General features: G+C 68.6%; 14 protein-coding genes. 4 read left to right on the forward strand and 10 right to left on the reverse strand.

Annotated features, from left to right (window positions below; genetic code table 11):
* Positions 1–249 precede the first annotated feature (249 nt).
* Entirely contained in the window at positions 250–1,656 is a 1,407-nt protein-coding gene (locus tag KL771_RS08555) for a hypothetical protein (protein WP_261968132.1), read from the forward strand.
* A gap of 28 nt (positions 1,657–1,684) precedes the next feature.
* Here the strand turns inward: KL771_RS08555 and KL771_RS08560 are convergent, their stop codons facing one another.
* The 9 genes from KL771_RS08560 to KL771_RS08600 all read right to left on the reverse strand — a co-directional run bounded on the left by KL771_RS08560 (position 1,685) and on the right by KL771_RS08600 (position 9,573).
* Positions 1,685–2,737, reverse strand: coding sequence for a MaoC family dehydratase (locus KL771_RS08560; RefSeq protein ID WP_261968133.1), 1,053 nt, complete (start codon positions 2,735–2,737; stop codon positions 1,685–1,687).
* 149 nt (positions 2,738–2,886) lie between these two features.
* On the reverse strand, positions 2,887–3,570 hold the full coding sequence (locus KL771_RS08565; RefSeq protein WP_390866578.1) for a DUF429 domain-containing protein: 684 nt from the start codon (positions 3,568–3,570) through the stop codon (positions 2,887–2,889).
* Positions 3,571–3,650: 80 nt separating this feature from the next.
* Positions 3,651–4,613, reverse strand: coding sequence for a pyridoxal kinase (pdxY, locus tag KL771_RS08570; protein WP_261968135.1), 963 nt, complete (start codon positions 4,611–4,613; stop codon positions 3,651–3,653).
* Positions 4,610–5,800 carry an NAD(P)/FAD-dependent oxidoreductase gene (locus tag KL771_RS08575; RefSeq protein WP_261968136.1) on the reverse strand — a complete coding sequence of 397 codons (1,191 nt, stop codon included), beginning with the start codon at positions 5,798–5,800 and terminating at the stop codon, positions 4,610–4,612. The genes pdxY and KL771_RS08575 overlap by 4 nt, the downstream gene beginning before the upstream one ends.
* 105 nt (positions 5,801–5,905) lie before the next feature.
* Positions 5,906–6,265: a hypothetical protein gene (locus KL771_RS08580; RefSeq protein WP_261968137.1), complete on the reverse strand. Its 360-nt coding sequence runs from the start codon at positions 6,263–6,265 to the stop codon at positions 5,906–5,908.
* Positions 6,262–6,879, reverse strand: coding sequence for a hypothetical protein (locus KL771_RS08585; protein ID WP_261968138.1), 618 nt, complete (start codon positions 6,877–6,879; stop codon positions 6,262–6,264). The genes KL771_RS08580 and KL771_RS08585 overlap by 4 nt, the downstream gene beginning before the upstream one ends.
* A gap of 131 nt (positions 6,880–7,010) precedes the next feature.
* Positions 7,011–7,472: a hypothetical protein gene (locus tag KL771_RS08590; protein WP_261968139.1), complete on the reverse strand. Its 462-nt coding sequence runs from the start codon at positions 7,470–7,472 to the stop codon at positions 7,011–7,013.
* Positions 7,473–7,648: 176 nt separating this feature from the next.
* On the reverse strand, positions 7,649–8,905 hold the full coding sequence (rlmN, locus tag KL771_RS08595) for a 23S rRNA (adenine(2503)-C(2))-methyltransferase RlmN (protein WP_390866566.1): 1,257 nt from the start codon (positions 8,903–8,905) through the stop codon (positions 7,649–7,651).
* 131 nt (positions 8,906–9,036) lie between these two features.
* Complete coding sequence (locus tag KL771_RS08600; RefSeq protein WP_261968140.1) at positions 9,037–9,573, reverse strand: invasion associated locus B family protein; 537 nt, start codon at positions 9,571–9,573, stop codon at positions 9,037–9,039.
* 394 nt (positions 9,574–9,967) lie between these two features.
* Between KL771_RS08600 and KL771_RS08605 the strand changes: the two genes are divergently transcribed.
* From KL771_RS08605 to KL771_RS08615, 3 genes are all read left to right on the forward strand, one after another.
* Positions 9,968–10,558, forward strand: a complete 591-nt coding sequence (locus KL771_RS08605; RefSeq protein WP_261968141.1) for a sigma-70 family RNA polymerase sigma factor — start codon at positions 9,968–9,970, stop codon at positions 10,556–10,558.
* 24 nt (positions 10,559–10,582) lie between these two features.
* Positions 10,583–11,752: a dipeptidase gene (locus KL771_RS08610; protein ID WP_261968142.1), complete on the forward strand. Its 1,170-nt coding sequence runs from the start codon at positions 10,583–10,585 to the stop codon at positions 11,750–11,752.
* Positions 11,753–11,842: 90 nt separating this feature from the next.
* On the forward strand, positions 11,843–12,814 hold the full coding sequence (locus KL771_RS08615) for an NADPH:quinone oxidoreductase family protein (RefSeq protein ID WP_261968143.1): 972 nt from the start codon (positions 11,843–11,845) through the stop codon (positions 12,812–12,814).
* Between the two features lie 73 nt (positions 12,815–12,887).
* Here KL771_RS08615 and KL771_RS08620 read toward each other — a convergent pair whose 3' ends face one another.
* A complete protein-coding gene (locus tag KL771_RS08620; protein ID WP_261968144.1) occupies positions 12,888–15,089 on the reverse strand; it encodes a glycoside hydrolase family 3 N-terminal domain-containing protein in 2,202 nt (733 codons plus the stop codon).
* Positions 15,090–15,093 lie beyond the last annotated feature (4 nt).

Here is a 15,093-nt window from a genome sequence, read left to right on the forward strand (position 1 = left end):
TTGATGCAACCGGCCCCTTTGCGATCGTTTTGTCTTCCGGCCGATGTGCAGGTGCACCCCTCGTTGGCGGTTCTTCATAAGGCGTTCCTTACTTAAGATTGTTATATGGCCTGAATCTCATTTTAGTTGCATGCCATCCAATGCAGGCCTAGGGTCACGGCAATAACAATCCTAAATTTCAGTATCCCCTCTTCCACTTTCAGGGGTCGCGCTATGAAAAGACGGATTCCGACTTGTTTCACAATCGCCATGCTGGCTCTGATTTCTGTCCTGGCGCTGGGCATCGGGAGCAGTCACGCCGACCCTCAGGCTCAGGCCTGCCAATGGTCGAATTCCGAGGAACTGTTTCAGAAGACCGTGAATTTCAAGAACACGGATCCGACAGTTGCGGCACCTGTGCTATTCCCAAGCCGGACGAAGAACATCTACGACAGCGCGGGATTTCTGCGGTCCGACGAAATTCGTGTCGCAGTCGGTGGCGCGGCGCTCGCGAGGATTGAACTTCCCTCGAAAGACGCTCCGACCCTGATCTACACGAATGGTGCTGCCCAGCCCAAGGTCGTGTGGGGCGTCAACTCGGCGTCGGAGTTCCGTGACGCGCCGCCGCCGGTCAAATTGCCGATCAACACCAAAATCGATACCCGAGGCACCGATTCCATCGTCGTCAGGCTGGACGCCCCGAAAATCGAGCCCTTCACCGAGCACTGGCAGCTTGTCGCCGCCCTTTGCGACGGCACAACGAAAACCCTGCTCGGCTACACAATCGTCGATGTCGAAATCGTCAAACCCATTTACGCATGGGGCTGGTCTATCTTTGCTTTGAGTGCGTTCTGGAGCCTGATCACCTTCGTAGCTTGGCGGCTGAATAGAAAGAAGATTGACAAACTAATCTCGATCGAATCCAATGAACAAATTCTCCAATATTCATCCAGATATATCTTCTTGAAACGCGCAAGAATCGCTGCGAACCCCATATTCATATCTCAAAATGCACTAGGCTACGGAAGCCTAAGTCGATTTCAGATTCTTATATTCACCACTATCGTTGGGTTTGTTCTACTGTACATTTACATTTATCTAGGAACATTACCGACCATGTCGACAACGATCCTGCAATTGCTCGGCGTGACCGTCGGCGGCAGCACCCTGGCCCGGATCGCCAACGATTGGGCGGGTATCTCGCCAGCCACACGGCGCCTCCTGATCGGCGGCGGGCTGCTCCGCATCAGCAAGGACAAGCCGCATCTCTCGGACCTCCTCGAAACCCATGGCGAAGTCGATGTCGCGAAAGTGCAGGCCTTGCTGTTCACCGCGCTGATCGCCTTCAGCATCCTGGGCTGCACTGCGACCGGACTGTCCGGCTTCGAACTGCCTCAGGAGATCGTCTTCCTGAGCGGTATCAGCCAACTCGCCTATGTGGTCGGCAGCGTGGCACCCTCTGACACCCGCACGCGCCTCGAGCAGGACATCTCCCAGTTCCGTCAGAAGGCGGCGGACCGGCGCAGCAACCCCACCGATCCGCAGTCGAAAGCTGCGTTCGAGCAGGCTACCGCTTTGGCGCGCTCGACGCTTTACGAAACCTATCTGGACCGCTTCGACGAAAGCATGTTCGACGTGATGATCTCGGATGATCCGACGCTGAAGGCCATCGTCTGACCTCAGGTCGCGCCGTCCCGCCCGCGCCTCACCGCGGGATCAGCACCCAGTAGTCGAGATCGAGGATGACGGACGGATCGTAGTCGCCCGTCTCCAGTTTATAGGGGAAGTCGGTGCAGGGGCGGTCCTTGGTCGCCACGGTGCGGATGCGCAGGGCGCCGACATCGGTGCGGCCGGGCAGGTCGGCCATGTCGAGCACCTCCGACCAGGCGAACACGGTCATGCCGGCGAAGAGCGGGGCGACGTGGCGGCCGCCATTGATGGCGGCGACATGGAAGGCGTTGCCGAGGCCATTGAAGCTGAGCGCGCGGGCGAGCGAGATGACGTGGCCGCCATAGATCAGCCGGCGGCCGAAGCGGCCCTGGCCCTCGGTGAACTGGTTGAAATGCACCTTGGCGGTGTTCTGGTAGAGCCGCGTCGCCATCTGGTGCTCGGCTTCCTCGACCGTCATGCCGTCGACATGGTCGATCCGCTCGCCCGGCCGGTAGTCCTCGAACCGGTGCGGGCTGCCGGCCAGCACCGCGTCGTAGCCGGCAACGTCCAACAGCGGCACGGCCGCGCCGATCACGTCGGGCGCCAGCACCGCCGGCAGTTCGGGCACATGCTCGTCGGCGATGCCGGCGCTCTCGTCGCTCTTGCGCACCATGACCCAGCGCACATAGTCGAGCACCTCCGTGCCGTCCTGGTTGTAGCCGGTCGAGCGGACATAGACGACGCCGGTCTTGCGGTTGGAATTCTCCTTCAGGCCGATCACCTCGGAGACGGTCGACAGCGTGTCGCCCGGATAGACCGGGGCCAGGAAGCGGCAGCCGGCATAGCCGAGATTGGCGATGGCGTTGAGCGAGATGTCCGGCACCGTCTTGCCGAAGACGACGTGGAAGACGAGCAGGTCGTCGAGCGGCGCGCGCGGATAGTTGATCGCCCGGGCGAAAGCGTCGGAGGACTGGACCGCGAAGCGCGGGCCGTAGAGGGCCGTGTAGAGCGCCACGTCGCCGGTGGTGACGGTGCGCGGCGTGGCATGGCGGATCACCTGCCCGATGCGGAAATCCTCGAAGAAATTGCCCGGATTGGTCTTGCTCATCGCGATCCCCGCCTGTCGCACTGCACCATGCCTCCGATGTGACCGGGCGGCGCGGGATTGTCCAGCCCTCCGGTGGTCGCAGATCACACGGTGGTCGCAGACCCGTCGGCAGCCAGGACCGGCGGTGACCGCGACGAGCGACGGCCGGCTCAGGCCCAGATCGCCACCGCCAGGCCGCGGCCGTCGCGTTCGGGCGGATCGGGGAAGGGCCGGGCCTCGCCGGCCGCGATCCGAACGGCGATCAGGGCGTTGACGGCGGCATCGATCAGGTCGTCGCGGCCGACGCCGCGCGGCAGGGCCTGCTCCAGGAAGGCGCGCGGATAGCCGTGGCGGACGAGCAGCTCGATCCGCTCGGCGAGGCCAGGTTCGGCGGCGCGGTTCTTGACCTTCTTGGGCAGGCTCATCGCCTTTCCGCCGTTCAGCCGCCAGAAGGCGAGCTCCGGATGGACCTCGAAGACGCGCCCCGACAGCGCCGGCGTCATCAGCCGGTCGATCTCGCGGATCTTGGGCAGGATGTGGAAGCACTGGCGCGAGATCTTGCGCGGCGGTTCCGAGGTGGCGAAGGCGGCGTCGCAGATCGTCCGGTAGGCGTCGGGCGCGTCGAGATTGTCGACCGCCCAGACGGCGGACCGGCTCGGCACCGAGAAGACCGAGGACTGCCGGTCGCCGAGCAGCGGGCGGACCAGCCGTTCCGGCCCGCGTCCCCCGAGGCCGACCCGGTCCGGCAGGCCGATCGGCATGTCGACGGCGACCACGGCGGCGTCCGAGGCGAGGATGGCGGCGAAATCGGACTGGACGGAGAAATGCGGTGCGCCGGGGCCAAGCGAGACCATCGCCCAGCCGGCCGGGCAGCCATCAACGCCGACGACCGGCCCGGCCGCCGGATCATGGGTCCGGCCCTGCGGCGGAACCGTCACAGCGCGCCCGGCTTCGGCGCGCGACGCGGTCCCTCGCCGCGCGGGCGGCCGGGCTCGGCCAGGGTGCGCATAGAGACCGTGGCCATCGAATGGGCCAGCACGTCCTGCTCGGCGGCGAGCAGCAGTTCGTCGGCACCGGCGCGGACCGAGCGGGCGACCATGTCGAACACCGTCGCGGCGGCCCGCTCCAGGGCCGTCTCGGCGCCGGCGCCGTCGAGGATGCGCGCCAGGAACAGGGCGGCGAGCATATCGCCGGTGCCGTTCGGGGCCCCCTCGACCAGCGGATGCTCGGCCTGCACGGCGCCCTTGGCGGTGACCAGCAGATTGGCGAAGGCGCGCGCCATCATGGCCGGCGCGGAGGTGACCAGCACGCTCGGCCGGCCGAGCGCACGCGCAGCCGCGATGGTCTCGGCGGTCGAGCCGGTCGGCAGGCCGGAGAGCCAGCCGGCCTCGAAGCGATTCGGGGTCAGGATGTCGGCGCCCGGCACCAGATGGTCGCGGATCGCCGCCGCGGTCGCCTCGGGCACGTAGAGGCCGCCCGATCCGTCCGGCCGGACATCGCCGATCACCGGATCGCAGAGATGCAGGGCCGCCGGTCGCGCCGCCCGGACGGCGGCGATCAGGCGTGCGGCGGCCTCGACCTGGCCGGGCGCGCCGAAATAGCCGGTCAGCACCGCCCCGACCTCGCCGAGCTTGGGCGATCCGGCCAGGTCGTCGACCAGCGCCGCGAAGGCCTCGTCGGGCGCGACGATGCGGGTGGCGCGGCCGTGGCCGGGATGCCAGGGCAGGGTCACGGTCGGCACGAACCAGACCGGGAAGCCGAGCCGCTGCAGCGCGAACACCGCCCCGCGCCCGCCGACCGAGCCGCGCGCCACCAGGCTCGACACGACGATCACGGCCGGCTTGCCGCGGTCGGGGGCCGGATGGAGGGCGGGATGGGGAGCGGCCGCGCCGGTCATATCACGTTGAGCTCGCGCACCGGCCGCCCGGCCGCGATCCGCTCGAAGCCGAACACGGAGAGGTCGAGCGAGACCGAGCGGCCGGCGACGATCCATTCGGCGATCGCGCGCCCGGCGGCCGGGGCCTGCTGCAGGCCGTGGCCGGAAAAGCCGTTGGCGAAGAAGAAGTTGCCGATCTCCGGATGCGGCCCGACGACGGCATTCTGGTCGAGCGTGTTGTAGTCGTAGTGGCCGGCCCAGGCGCGGATCAGCTTGGCGGCCTCGAAGGCCGGGATGCGGGTGGCGAGCGCGGGCCAGATCAAGTCCTCGAACAGCGCGTAGTCGACCTCGAAATCGTCGTCGGCCGGGCGCGGGTCCGGCCCGTCCTCGGGCGAGACGCCGCAGATGTGATACTCGCCCTCCGGCCGCACATAGACGCCGGTGGTGTCGACCAGCAGCGGCATGCCGGGCAGCTTCTCGCGGCAATGGATGACGAAGACGAAGCGCTTGCGCGGCTCGACCGGCAGCGCGATGCCGGCGAGCGCGGCGACATCGCCGGCAGCCGGACCGGCGGCGTTGACGAAGGCCCCGCAGGCGAGCGTGCTGCCGTCGGCGAGCGTCACGCCGGTGATGCGGTTGCCGTCGCGCCCGATGCCTGTCACGCGCCCCTGGATATAGGTCGCCCCGGCGGCGCGCGCGCCCTTGCGGATCAGATCGAGCAGCGAATGGGCGTCGAACCAGCCTTCCCCCGTCACCCCAAAGGCGCCGGCGGCGAGGCCGTCGGTCGACAGCCAGGGGAAGCGGGCGGTCAGCCCGGCCGGATCGAGCAGGGCGATGTCGGCCTTTTCGGCCGCCTGGACGCGGTGGTTCGCCTGCAGGATTGGCAGGCCCTCGGGGCTCGCCAGCAGGAGATAGCCGCCCTCGTGGAAGCCGATCTCGGCCTCGGCGCCGAAACGCGCCTTGAGCGAACGGATGAAGTCGACGCCGAACAGCGACAGGCGGATATTCTCGGGCGTCGAGAATTGCTGCCGGATCGAGGCCGCCGACAGGGTCGTCGCCGAGCGGGCATAGGTCGGATCGGGCTCGATCACCGCCACGGAGCCGGTGAAACCGAGCTCATGCTTCAGGAAGTAGGCGACGGACGAACCGACGATGGCGCCGCCGGCAATGACGACGTCGAAGGACTGGGCGGGGGAAGGGCCGGGCACAACGGGCTCCGTAAGGCGGATGGAGGCGCGCGACGCAGGGTCACCGCGGGGCCGGACCATAGCCGAAGCCGGACCGCGGGTGAAATGCCCGCATCGCAGGGCTCCTCACTGCAGGCGGGAGACGACCCCGTCGACGACGAAGATCGACGCTCCGAGCGCCAGCTCGACGCCGGCCCCGATCGGGATTGACCACCACGCCGTGGGAACGCCGCCGAATCGGAGGATCAGGACCGATACCGACGCCGAGACCAGCACCGTCAGCGCCAGCCCGGCCAGGATCGGCAGGGTGCCGGCCAGGGCCGCGATAATCACCAGCCAGGTGACCGCCTCGCCGAACGGGGCGATCAGCCAGAGCAGGATCACGACATAGCCGAAGGCGACCGCCGCCGCCCCCAAGGCGGCGCCGAGGAAGCCGGCCACCAGCGCCACCGGCGCGCGGACCCCAAAGCCGGCTTCGCCGCTCATCGCGATTTCCGATCGACCACCGGCGGGCGCGGCGGCGTGCTCGGGGGCGGCGGCGGCCGGCGGGGGCCGGTATGCGGCGGCGCAATGCTCGGCACGGCCGAAGCCGGTCTGCGGGGCGATGGCGAAGGTGATGGCGGCGGAGCGGAATGCGGGCCGCCGGTCCGCCTTGGTTCGGGAACGGGTCCCTGACCGGACGTCGCGGCCGGCATCGGCTGCGACCGTCCCGCGCCCCGGCCAGCGATCAGCCAGTAGACGAAACCGCCGACGAAACCAGCCGCGAGCGCCGGTGCGAAAGGCTGCGCCGCGATAATGCCGAGCGGGGGGCGGGCCGCCCAGAGCCCGATCAGCCCGCCGGCGACCAGATAGTAGCCGAGACTGCGAAGGCCGATGATCTCGCTGACCAGCGCCAGCAGGATGCCCGGCACGAAGGAGACCGAGAGGACGATCGCATAGGCGACCAGGAAGGCCCCGAAGTCGGCCAGAGGTCCGAAGCTGCGCCAGATCTCCGCGGCATCGCGAAACTCCGGCGGCAGATGGCTCAGCACCTGCGACACCGCCGCGAGATAGCCGACCGTGATGACGATGAGGCGCCACAAGAGGCGAAAGACGATCATCGGTTTGTCCGCCACCGTTCGAACGGGCTGCCAAATCGGCCGGAACCCGGCTTACCGGGGCATTGCCGAGCCTCGCCGGTTTCCGGCCGCGACGCAATCCGGCTGAATGGCAGGCATCCGGTATCGCGGGCTCAATGGTTCTCCGGCGCACGCTGCGGCGGCCGAGACCGACGCTGCGGCGCACCGACGCGGGCAAAGACCCAGCCGGCAACGGCGCCGACGATTGCAAAGAGCAGGAAGGCCGCCAGATTAGAACGCGCCGCGTTGCCCATCCCGGATGTCGCCCAGACGGCCTGCACGAGCAGGCCCGAAAAGGCGCCGTAGAGCGTCTGGATCAGGGCCGACAGCTCCCCCCGGGCGGCACCGAACAGCACCAGTCCGACCGCAAAGGGCGCCGCCACCACCATCAGGATGGCGAAGGCGAAGACGGCGATCACCCAGATGCCCGTGATACCGGCCGAACCGAGCGCACGAGATGGTCCGAGGGCGAGCGCGTCATGGGCGATCTGTCCGAGCGGCAGCACGATGGCGGCGGCCAGGCAGGCCGCCAGATAGCCGACGACCAGGCGCGGCAGGCGCCCGCCGGGGATCATCGGCGGCCTGTTCGGATGCTGCCTGGGATCGGACGGCCTGGGATCGGATGGACTGGCCATGGACGATTTCGGTCCCCGCATGCGCCCGCGCGCGAATCACGCGGATCACACGGCGATCCTACCGTGTCGTCACCCTCGGCTGTAGGGCTTCGTCGGCAATGCGATACCGGATCGGGTCAGTCCTCGTCGGCCCCGCCGATCATCGCTTCCAGCGCCAGCCGCTCACGGATGCGCAGCCGCTCGGTGGCGGATTTGAGCTGTCCGCAGGCGGCCAGGATGTCGCGTCCGCGCGGGGTGCGGATCGGGCTGGCATAGCCGGCGCGGTTGACGATGTCCGAGAAGGCTTCGATCGTGTCCCAGTCCGAGCATTCGTAGCGCGAGCCCGGCCAGGGATTGAACGGGATCAGGTTGATCTTGGCCGGAATGCCGCGCAGCAGGCGGACCAGTTCGCGGGCATCGGCCGGGCTGTCGTTGATGCCCTTCAGCATCACATATTCGAAGGTGATGCGGCGGGCGTTAGAGAGGCCCGGATAGTCGCGGCAGGCGGCCATCAGTTCGGCGATCGGATATTTGCGGTTGAGCGGCACCAGCTCGTCGCGCAGGTCGTCGCGCACCGCATGCAGCGACACGGCGAGCAGCGTGCCGATCTCCTCGCCGGCGCGCGCGATCATCGGCACCACGCCGGAGGTCGACAGCGTGATCCGGCGGCGCGACATCGACAGGCCTTCGCCGTCGGTCGCAACCTGCAGGGCGTCGCGGACATTGTCGAAATTGTAGAGCGGCTCGCCCATGCCCATCATGACGATGTTGGAGACGAAGCGGCCCTCCTTCGGCACGATCGCGCCGGCCTCGGTCGCGCGGTCGGGAAAGTCGCCGAGCCGCTCGCGGGCGACCACCACCTGGGCGACGATCTCCTCCTTGGTCAGGTTGCGCACCAGCTTCTGCGTGCCGGTATGGCAGAACGAGCAGGTCAGGGTGCAGCCGACCTGGGAGGAGACGCACAGCGTGCCGCGGCCCTCCTCGGGGATATAGACGGTCTCCACCTCGACCGGCCGGCCGGCGCCACGCGGCGGAAAGCGCAGCAGCCATTTGCGGGTGCCGTCGACTGAGATCTGTTCGGAAACGATCTCCGGCCGGGCGATGACGAAGGATTCCGCCAGTCGGGCGCGCAGATCCTTGGAGACGTTGGTCATCCGGTCGAAGGAGTCGGCGCCGCGGAAATAGATCCAGTGCCAAAGCTGCCCGACGCGCATGCGCACCTGGCGTTCCTCGATGCCGACCGAGCGCAAGGCGTCGCCGAGATCCTCGCGCGTCATGCCCATCAGCGAGGGCTTGGCGTCGCGCACCGGCTGCGCCTCGGCCATCTTCATGATCGGCGCGATCGCGCCGGGCGGCACGGCAACGCCGTCCGCCGGGACAGTCGAGAGGGTCATGCTGCGTCCTTCCGCGAGCCCTGCGCGATATCGGCGCGCCGGAGGCGGCGCCCAGGGTCTCGATCCGAGCGCCCTACATAGGCGATCCGGCGGGAATCTTCAAAGGGCAGCTGCTGCAGACGGCCGGTCGACTACTTGCATTCCTTGAGGGCGGCATCGAGCGCACCGGAGAAGCCTTGCAGCGAGAACGCATAGGTGGTCGCGTTGCCGCGGCCGGACTGGCCGCCGATGGTCAGCTTCTTGCCCTTCTTGAGGGCGTCGACCAGCTTGACCTCGTCGGTCTTGTCCTGCAGCCAGGCGCCGTCGCCGCGGGTGAACATCGAGAATTTCTGCGTGTCCACCTCGACCGTGACCTTGCTGCCTTCCTTCAACGGGTAGCCGACCTGCAGGCTCGGCTCGTTGCGGACATTGTCGCCGGGCCAGATCGAGATGAAGAAGAACACCTCGCCGTGGTTCAGGCTGGCCGGCTCCATCTTGGTCGGCTTGGTGATCGCGTAGCAGACCTTGGCCTTCTGAGCGCCGGCCGTGACGGCGCTCCAATCCTTCGATTGGACCAGCAGGAGCGGGCTCTGCTGCGCCGAAGCCGGCGAGGCGATGCCGACCAGTGCGGCAGCGCCTGCGATCAGACCGGCCCGGAGAGCAAGCGCGAGGGGTGAGTTCGTGTCCATGCCGTCCCAATTCCCTGTTCGAATGTCCTTGGCGGAGACCGGATCGAGCGCCTTTCGGCATCCAGTCGGCCCGCATTCCGCCGGCCAGCGTGCCGACGGCAGTGTCACGTCCCGTTAACCAAAACACGATTCAGGTTACCGAACCGTTGCCGCGCCGGGGCGTCCGGCCCGACCCGACCGGCGATCGTTAAGTGTGTGCCGTCAGGTTGGCATGCATGTGACTTGCAGATTGGCCGATCCCGTGATCTGAGGCTAACATCGTGACGACAGGCGAACGGTTCGATCCAAAGGCGGCGACAATGGGGCATCCCGGACAGGACCGTCCCGGTCGCCGGGCCAGAATGTCTCGCCCCGCTCCGCAACCGCCCGAACTGGAGAGGGCTTTCGAGGTCGCATGAGTATCGCGGATCCCGGGCGCATGACATCGGAGCGGGATGAGTTTGCCGATCTCGTCGAGCGGATCGCCCGCCATCGCGACCGCGAGGCGTTCGGGCGGCTGTTCGATCATTTCGCACCGCGCCTCGAAGCCTATCTGATCCGCCTGGGGTCCGATGCCGCATCGGCCGAGGAACTCGCCCAGGAGGCGATGGTCACGCTGTGGCGCAAGGCCGCCCTGTTCGATCGTGCCAAATCCTCCGTCGGTACATGGCTCTACCGGATCGCCCGCAACCGGCGCATCGATGTCCATCGCCGCAACCGCGATGCCGCGCTCGACCCCGAAGAGCCCCTTCTGCAGCCCTCCGCCCCGGAAGATGCCGACGAGATCATCGACGCCCGGCGCCGCGAGGACAAGATCCGCGTCGCCCTCGCCGTGCTGCCGCCGGAGCAGATCGAACTGGTCCGGCTCGCCTTCTATTCCGGCCTGTCGCACAGCCAGATCGCGGACAGCACCGGGCTTCCGCTCGGCACGGTCAAGTCCCGCATCCGGCTGGCTTTCTCGCGCCTGCGCAAGGCGCTCGAGGATGACGGCCTGACCGAATTCTGATCCGAAAGTCCGGAGCCTCGTCCGATGCCGAATGCCGACGCCGCCCTCGCCCATGCCCGCGAGCTGATCGCGCGTTTTCCTCTGGTCGATGGGCACAACGACCTGCCATGGGTCATCCGAATCGATGCGGAGGCGGCCGGCGACGTGCACAAGGCCCGCCTCGATCAGGCCCGCCAAGGTCGCGATACGGACATTCCGCGCCTCAGGGCCGGCGGACTGGCCGCGCAGTTCTGGGCCGCCTTCATTCCGACCCATGTGCCGCATCCGGCCCGCACGACGCTGGAGCAGATCGATCTGATCCGCCGCATGGAGGCCGCCCACCCGGAGACCTTCCGGCCGGCCCGCTCGGCTGCCGACGTGATGCGGGCGAAGCGCGAGGGGCGGATCGCCAGCTTCATCGCGGTCGAGGGCGGCGTCGGCCTGGAAAACAGCCTCGAAATGCTGCGCACCTTCTACGACCTCGGCGCGCGCTACATGACGCTCTGCCACAACGAGACGCTCGACTGGGTCGATTCGACCACCGACGCGCCGCGCCACGGCGGGCTCGCCCCGTTCGGGGAAGCCGTGGTGCGCGAGATGAACCGGCTCGGCATGATGGTCGACCTGGCGCACACCTCGCACGACGCCATGCGCCGCGTGCTCGACGTGACCCGGGCGCCGGTCGCCTTCACCCATTGCAATGCGTTCTCGCTCTGCGACCACCCGCGCAATGTCCCCGACGACGTGCTCGCCCGAATCCCCGCCAATGGCGGCATCGTCATGGCGACCTTCGTGCCGGACTTCGTCTCGCAGGCCTCGCGCGACTGGATGCGGCCGATGAAGGACGAGTTCGGCAAGACGCGGCCGGACGTGGACTGGTCCGCCGCCATGCCGGCGCGCCGGGCGGAGCTCGGTCCCTGGCCGCGCGCCTCGATCGGCGAGGTCTGCGACCATATCGACTACATGGCCGCCCGGGCCGGCCGGAAGCATGTCGGCATCGGCTCCGATTTCTTCGGCGGCCCGCCGGTGGTCGGGCTGGAGGATGTCTCGCGCTTCCCCGAACTGATCGCCGAACTCGTCCGCCGCGGCTGGAGCGATCCGGATCTCGCCGACCTGATGGGCGGCAATCTGCTGCGGGTGCTGCGGGCCGTGGAGCGGACCGGCCGGCGCCTGTCGCGGGACGAGCAGCCAGCCATGGGGCGGCTGGAGACCTGACTGAAATACTGCCAATTTCACCGCCTTCCGCACGGCCTGCCCTCGTGTTAACAGAACCTTAATGAGCGGGAGCGCTGGGGGGTCGAAACCGTGAAAGCTGTTCTGTGCCGGGCCTTTGGCCCGCCGTCGAGCCTGACCGTCGAGGACATTCCCGAGCCGGTGCCCGGTCCCGGCGAGGCCCTCGTCCGCGTGCGTGCGGCCGGTCTCAATTTTTACGATACGCTCGCGATCCGGGACAAGTACCAGTACAAACCCGCCCTGCCCTTCTCGCCGGGCGGTGAGCTGGCCGGCGAGGTCGAGGCGGTCGGTCCGGATACCGATCCGACCCTGATCGGCGAGCGGGTCGTCGTCTATTCGAAATGGAATGCCTGCCGGGAAAAGACCGTGGTCCCGGCCGAGGACCTGATCACCATTCCCGATGCGGTCGGCTTCGAGCAGGCGGCTGCCGTCGTGGTCACCTACGGCACCACCATGCATGCCCTGCGCAACCGCGCCGACATGGTCGAGGGCGAGACGCTGGCGGTGCTCGGCGCCTCCGGCGGCGTCGGCCAGGCGGCGATCGAGATCGGCCGGCTGATGGGCGCCCGGGTGATCGCCTGCTCGTCGTCCGAGAAGCTCGATTTCTGCCGCGAGATGGGCGCCCACGAGGTGATCGCCTACGACCAGGAAGACCTCAAGCTCCGGCTGCGGGAACTGACCGACGGGCGCGGCGTCGACGTGGTCTATGATGCGGTCGGCGACAAATATACCGAGCCGGCGGTGCGGGCGCTGGCATGGCGCGGGCGGCTCCTGGTGGTCGGCTTCGCGGCTGGCGAGATCCCGCGCATACCGCTCAACCTGCTGCTGCTCAAGGGCTGCGACCTGCGCGGCGTGTTCTGGGGCGAGTCGATCCTGCGCGAACCGGAAGACCATGCCGACAACATGGCCCAGATCATGGACTGGATCGCGGCCGGTCAGCTGAAGCCGCACATTCACGCCACCTATCCGCTGGACGAGACCGCCGCCGCCCTCGAGGCGATCGCATCCCGCAAGGTCAAGGGCAAGGTGCTGGTCGTCCCCTGACCGCCCCCGGTCGTCTGCAAGCGACAGGCCCAACGCGAACCATCCGCCCCGGGCCAGCCGGGGCGCCTCGCCCTCAGCGGCTTGCCGGCGGGCGGACGAGATCCGGGCCGGTGGCCGTGAAGGCGACCGACAGGCTGGCCTCGGACGAGCCGCCGACGAAGATCTCGAAGCGCCCGGCCTCGACCCGGTAGGTGCCGGTCTCATCGTGGAAGCCGAGATCGGCGACATCGATCGGGATCGAAACCGGCTTCGCCTCGCCGGGCGCCAGATCGACGCTGGCGACGCCCTTCAGCTGCCGGTCAGGCCGGACCCGGCTCGCCTGCACGTCGCGCACATAGAGCTGCACCACCTCGCGGCCCGCCCGCCGACCGGTATTGGTGACCGTGACCGTGGCGGTCAGCCGGCCGTCGGTGCCGACCTCGGTCCGATCGAGGCGCAGGCCGTCATAGGCGAAGCGGGTCGTCGACAGGCCGTGCCCGAAGGCGAATTGCGGCGTCCAGTCGACATCGACATATTTCGAGGTGAATTTCTGGTCCCGCTCGGCCGGCCGGCCGGAGCGCAGGCGATCGTAGCTGATCGGGATCTGGCCGGGATGGCGCGGCCAGGTCATCGGCAGCCGGCCGGACGGCGCGGTGTCGCCGAACAGGATCTCGGCCAGGGCGCGCGAGCCGTAGGTGCCCGGATACCAGGTGGTCAGCAGGGCGGAGACATGCTCGGCCACCCAGGGCACGATCAGCGGGCGGCCGGCCATGATCACCAGCACGACCGGCTTGCCGGTCGCGACCAGACGCTCCAGCAAGGCCTGCTGGCGGCCCGGCAGGTTCGGATCGGCGCGCGAGGCCGCCTCGCCGGCAATGTCGCCCGGCTCGCCCAGGACGGCCACGATCACGTCGGCCGCCCTGGCCGCCCGGACCGCCGCCCCGAAGCCGCGTTCGTCGGTGCAGAAGGCATCGCAGCCGGGCTGGAAGTCGAAGGCCATGCCGGCCCTGGCGGCCCGCTCGGCCAGCGCCCGGCGGATGGTGACGACATCCTGCTCCCGGTACTGCGCCGCGTGCGGCCCGACATGCTCGCGCGCGATGTCAGCCAGCGCGCCGACCAGCAGCACCTTGCGGCGCCCCTCGATCGGCAGCGTCTCGCGCCGGTTCTCCAGCATCACGATGCTGCGGCGGGCGACCTCGACGGCGAGTTCGCGCGTCGCCGGCGCCAGCATGCCGGCCTCGGCCTCCTTCCAGGGGATCGGCTTGCGTGTGTCGAGCCCGGCCTCGAACTTGACCCGCAGCACCCGGCGCACCGCAGCATCGATCGCGGCCTCCGACACCTGGCCGGCCGCGACCTCCTCGGCGAAGCGCGTGCGGTAGGTGCCCGAGGCCATGTCCATGTCGATGCCGGCCGCGAAAGTCTTGCGCGCCATGACGGCGCGGTCGGGATCGATGCCGTGGTTGCCGAGCTGGTCGATGGCGCCCCAGTCGGAGACAACGAAGCCGCGGAAGCCCCATTCGCCACGCAGGACCCCGGTCAGGAGACGGCCGTCGACGCTGGCCGGAATGCCGTTGAGGGCGCTCAGCGCCGGCATGATCGCCTCAGCGCCGGCCTCGACCGCGGCGCGGAACGGCGGCAGGTAGACGTCCCGGAGCGTCGCCTCGGACATGTCGGCCGGCGCATAGTCGAGCCCGGCCGCCGGCGCCCCGTAGCCGACGAAATGCTTCGGCGTCACCACCAGCCCGCCGGCCCGATAGCCGGTGACGCGGGCCGCCGCCATGCGCGACGCCAGCCAGGGATCCTCGCCGGCGCCTTCGACGACCCGGCCCCAGCGCGGATCGCGGCCGATATCGACCATCGGCGCATAGGTCCAGTTGACGCCCTGCAGCGTCGTCTCGCGCGCGATCGCCTCCGCGGCCCGGCGGTTCAGGTCGGGATCGAAGCTCGCCGCCTGGCCGAGCGGGACCATGAACAGGGTCCGATATCCATGCAGCACGTCGAGGCCGGTCAGGAGCGGGATGCCGAGCCGGCTTTTCGCGGCCTCGGCCTGCACGTCGGTCGTCTCGCCGGCATTGGCGTAGTTGATGACGTTGCCGATCTCGCCGGTGGCGATCCGCTCGCGCGTGCCGAAGGGGCCGTGCGATTCGACCGTCAGCTGGCCGATCTTCTCGGCGAGCGTCATGCGGGCGATCAGCGCGTCGATGCGCGCTTCGATCGCAGGATCGGCGGCGGCCGGCGGCACGACGGCGACGAGAGCCGCCAGGGCGATGGAGGCGGCGGACAGGGTGCGGGTCAAGGCG

This window comes from Prosthecodimorpha staleyi, assembly GCF_018729455.1.
Lineage (GTDB): Bacteria > Pseudomonadota > Alphaproteobacteria > Rhizobiales > Ancalomicrobiaceae > Prosthecodimorpha > Prosthecodimorpha staleyi.

Bases quoted from the DNA above. Each gene is read 5' to 3' on its own strand.
- KL771_RS08555 (WP_261968132.1), top strand. From the start codon at position 250: ATGCTGGCTCTGATTTCTGTCCTGGCGCTGGGCATCGGGAGCAGTCAC.
- KL771_RS08560 (WP_261968133.1), bottom strand. From the start codon at position 2,737: ATGAGCAAGACCAATCCGGGCAATTTCTTCGAGGATTTCCGCATCGGG.
- KL771_RS08565 (WP_390866578.1), bottom strand. From the start codon at position 3,570: ATGGTCTCGCTTGGCCCCGGCGCACCGCATTTCTCCGTCCAGTCCGAT.
- pdxY (WP_261968135.1), bottom strand. From the start codon at position 4,613: ATGACCGGCGCGGCCGCTCCCCATCCCGCCCTCCATCCGGCCCCCGAC.
- KL771_RS08580 (WP_261968137.1), bottom strand. From the start codon at position 6,265: ATGAGCGGCGAAGCCGGCTTTGGGGTCCGCGCGCCGGTGGCGCTGGTG.
- KL771_RS08585 (WP_261968138.1), bottom strand. From the start codon at position 6,879: ATGATCGTCTTTCGCCTCTTGTGGCGCCTCATCGTCATCACGGTCGGC.
- KL771_RS08590 (WP_261968139.1), bottom strand. From the start codon at position 7,472: ATGATCCCCGGCGGGCGCCTGCCGCGCCTGGTCGTCGGCTATCTGGCG.
- rlmN (WP_390866566.1), bottom strand. From the start codon at position 8,905: ATGACCCTCTCGACTGTCCCGGCGGACGGCGTTGCCGTGCCGCCCGGC.
- KL771_RS08600 (WP_261968140.1), bottom strand. From the start codon at position 9,573: ATGGACACGAACTCACCCCTCGCGCTTGCTCTCCGGGCCGGTCTGATC.
- KL771_RS08605 (WP_261968141.1), top strand. From the start codon at position 9,968: ATGAGTATCGCGGATCCCGGGCGCATGACATCGGAGCGGGATGAGTTT.
- KL771_RS08610 (WP_261968142.1), top strand. From the start codon at position 10,583: ATGCCGAATGCCGACGCCGCCCTCGCCCATGCCCGCGAGCTGATCGCG.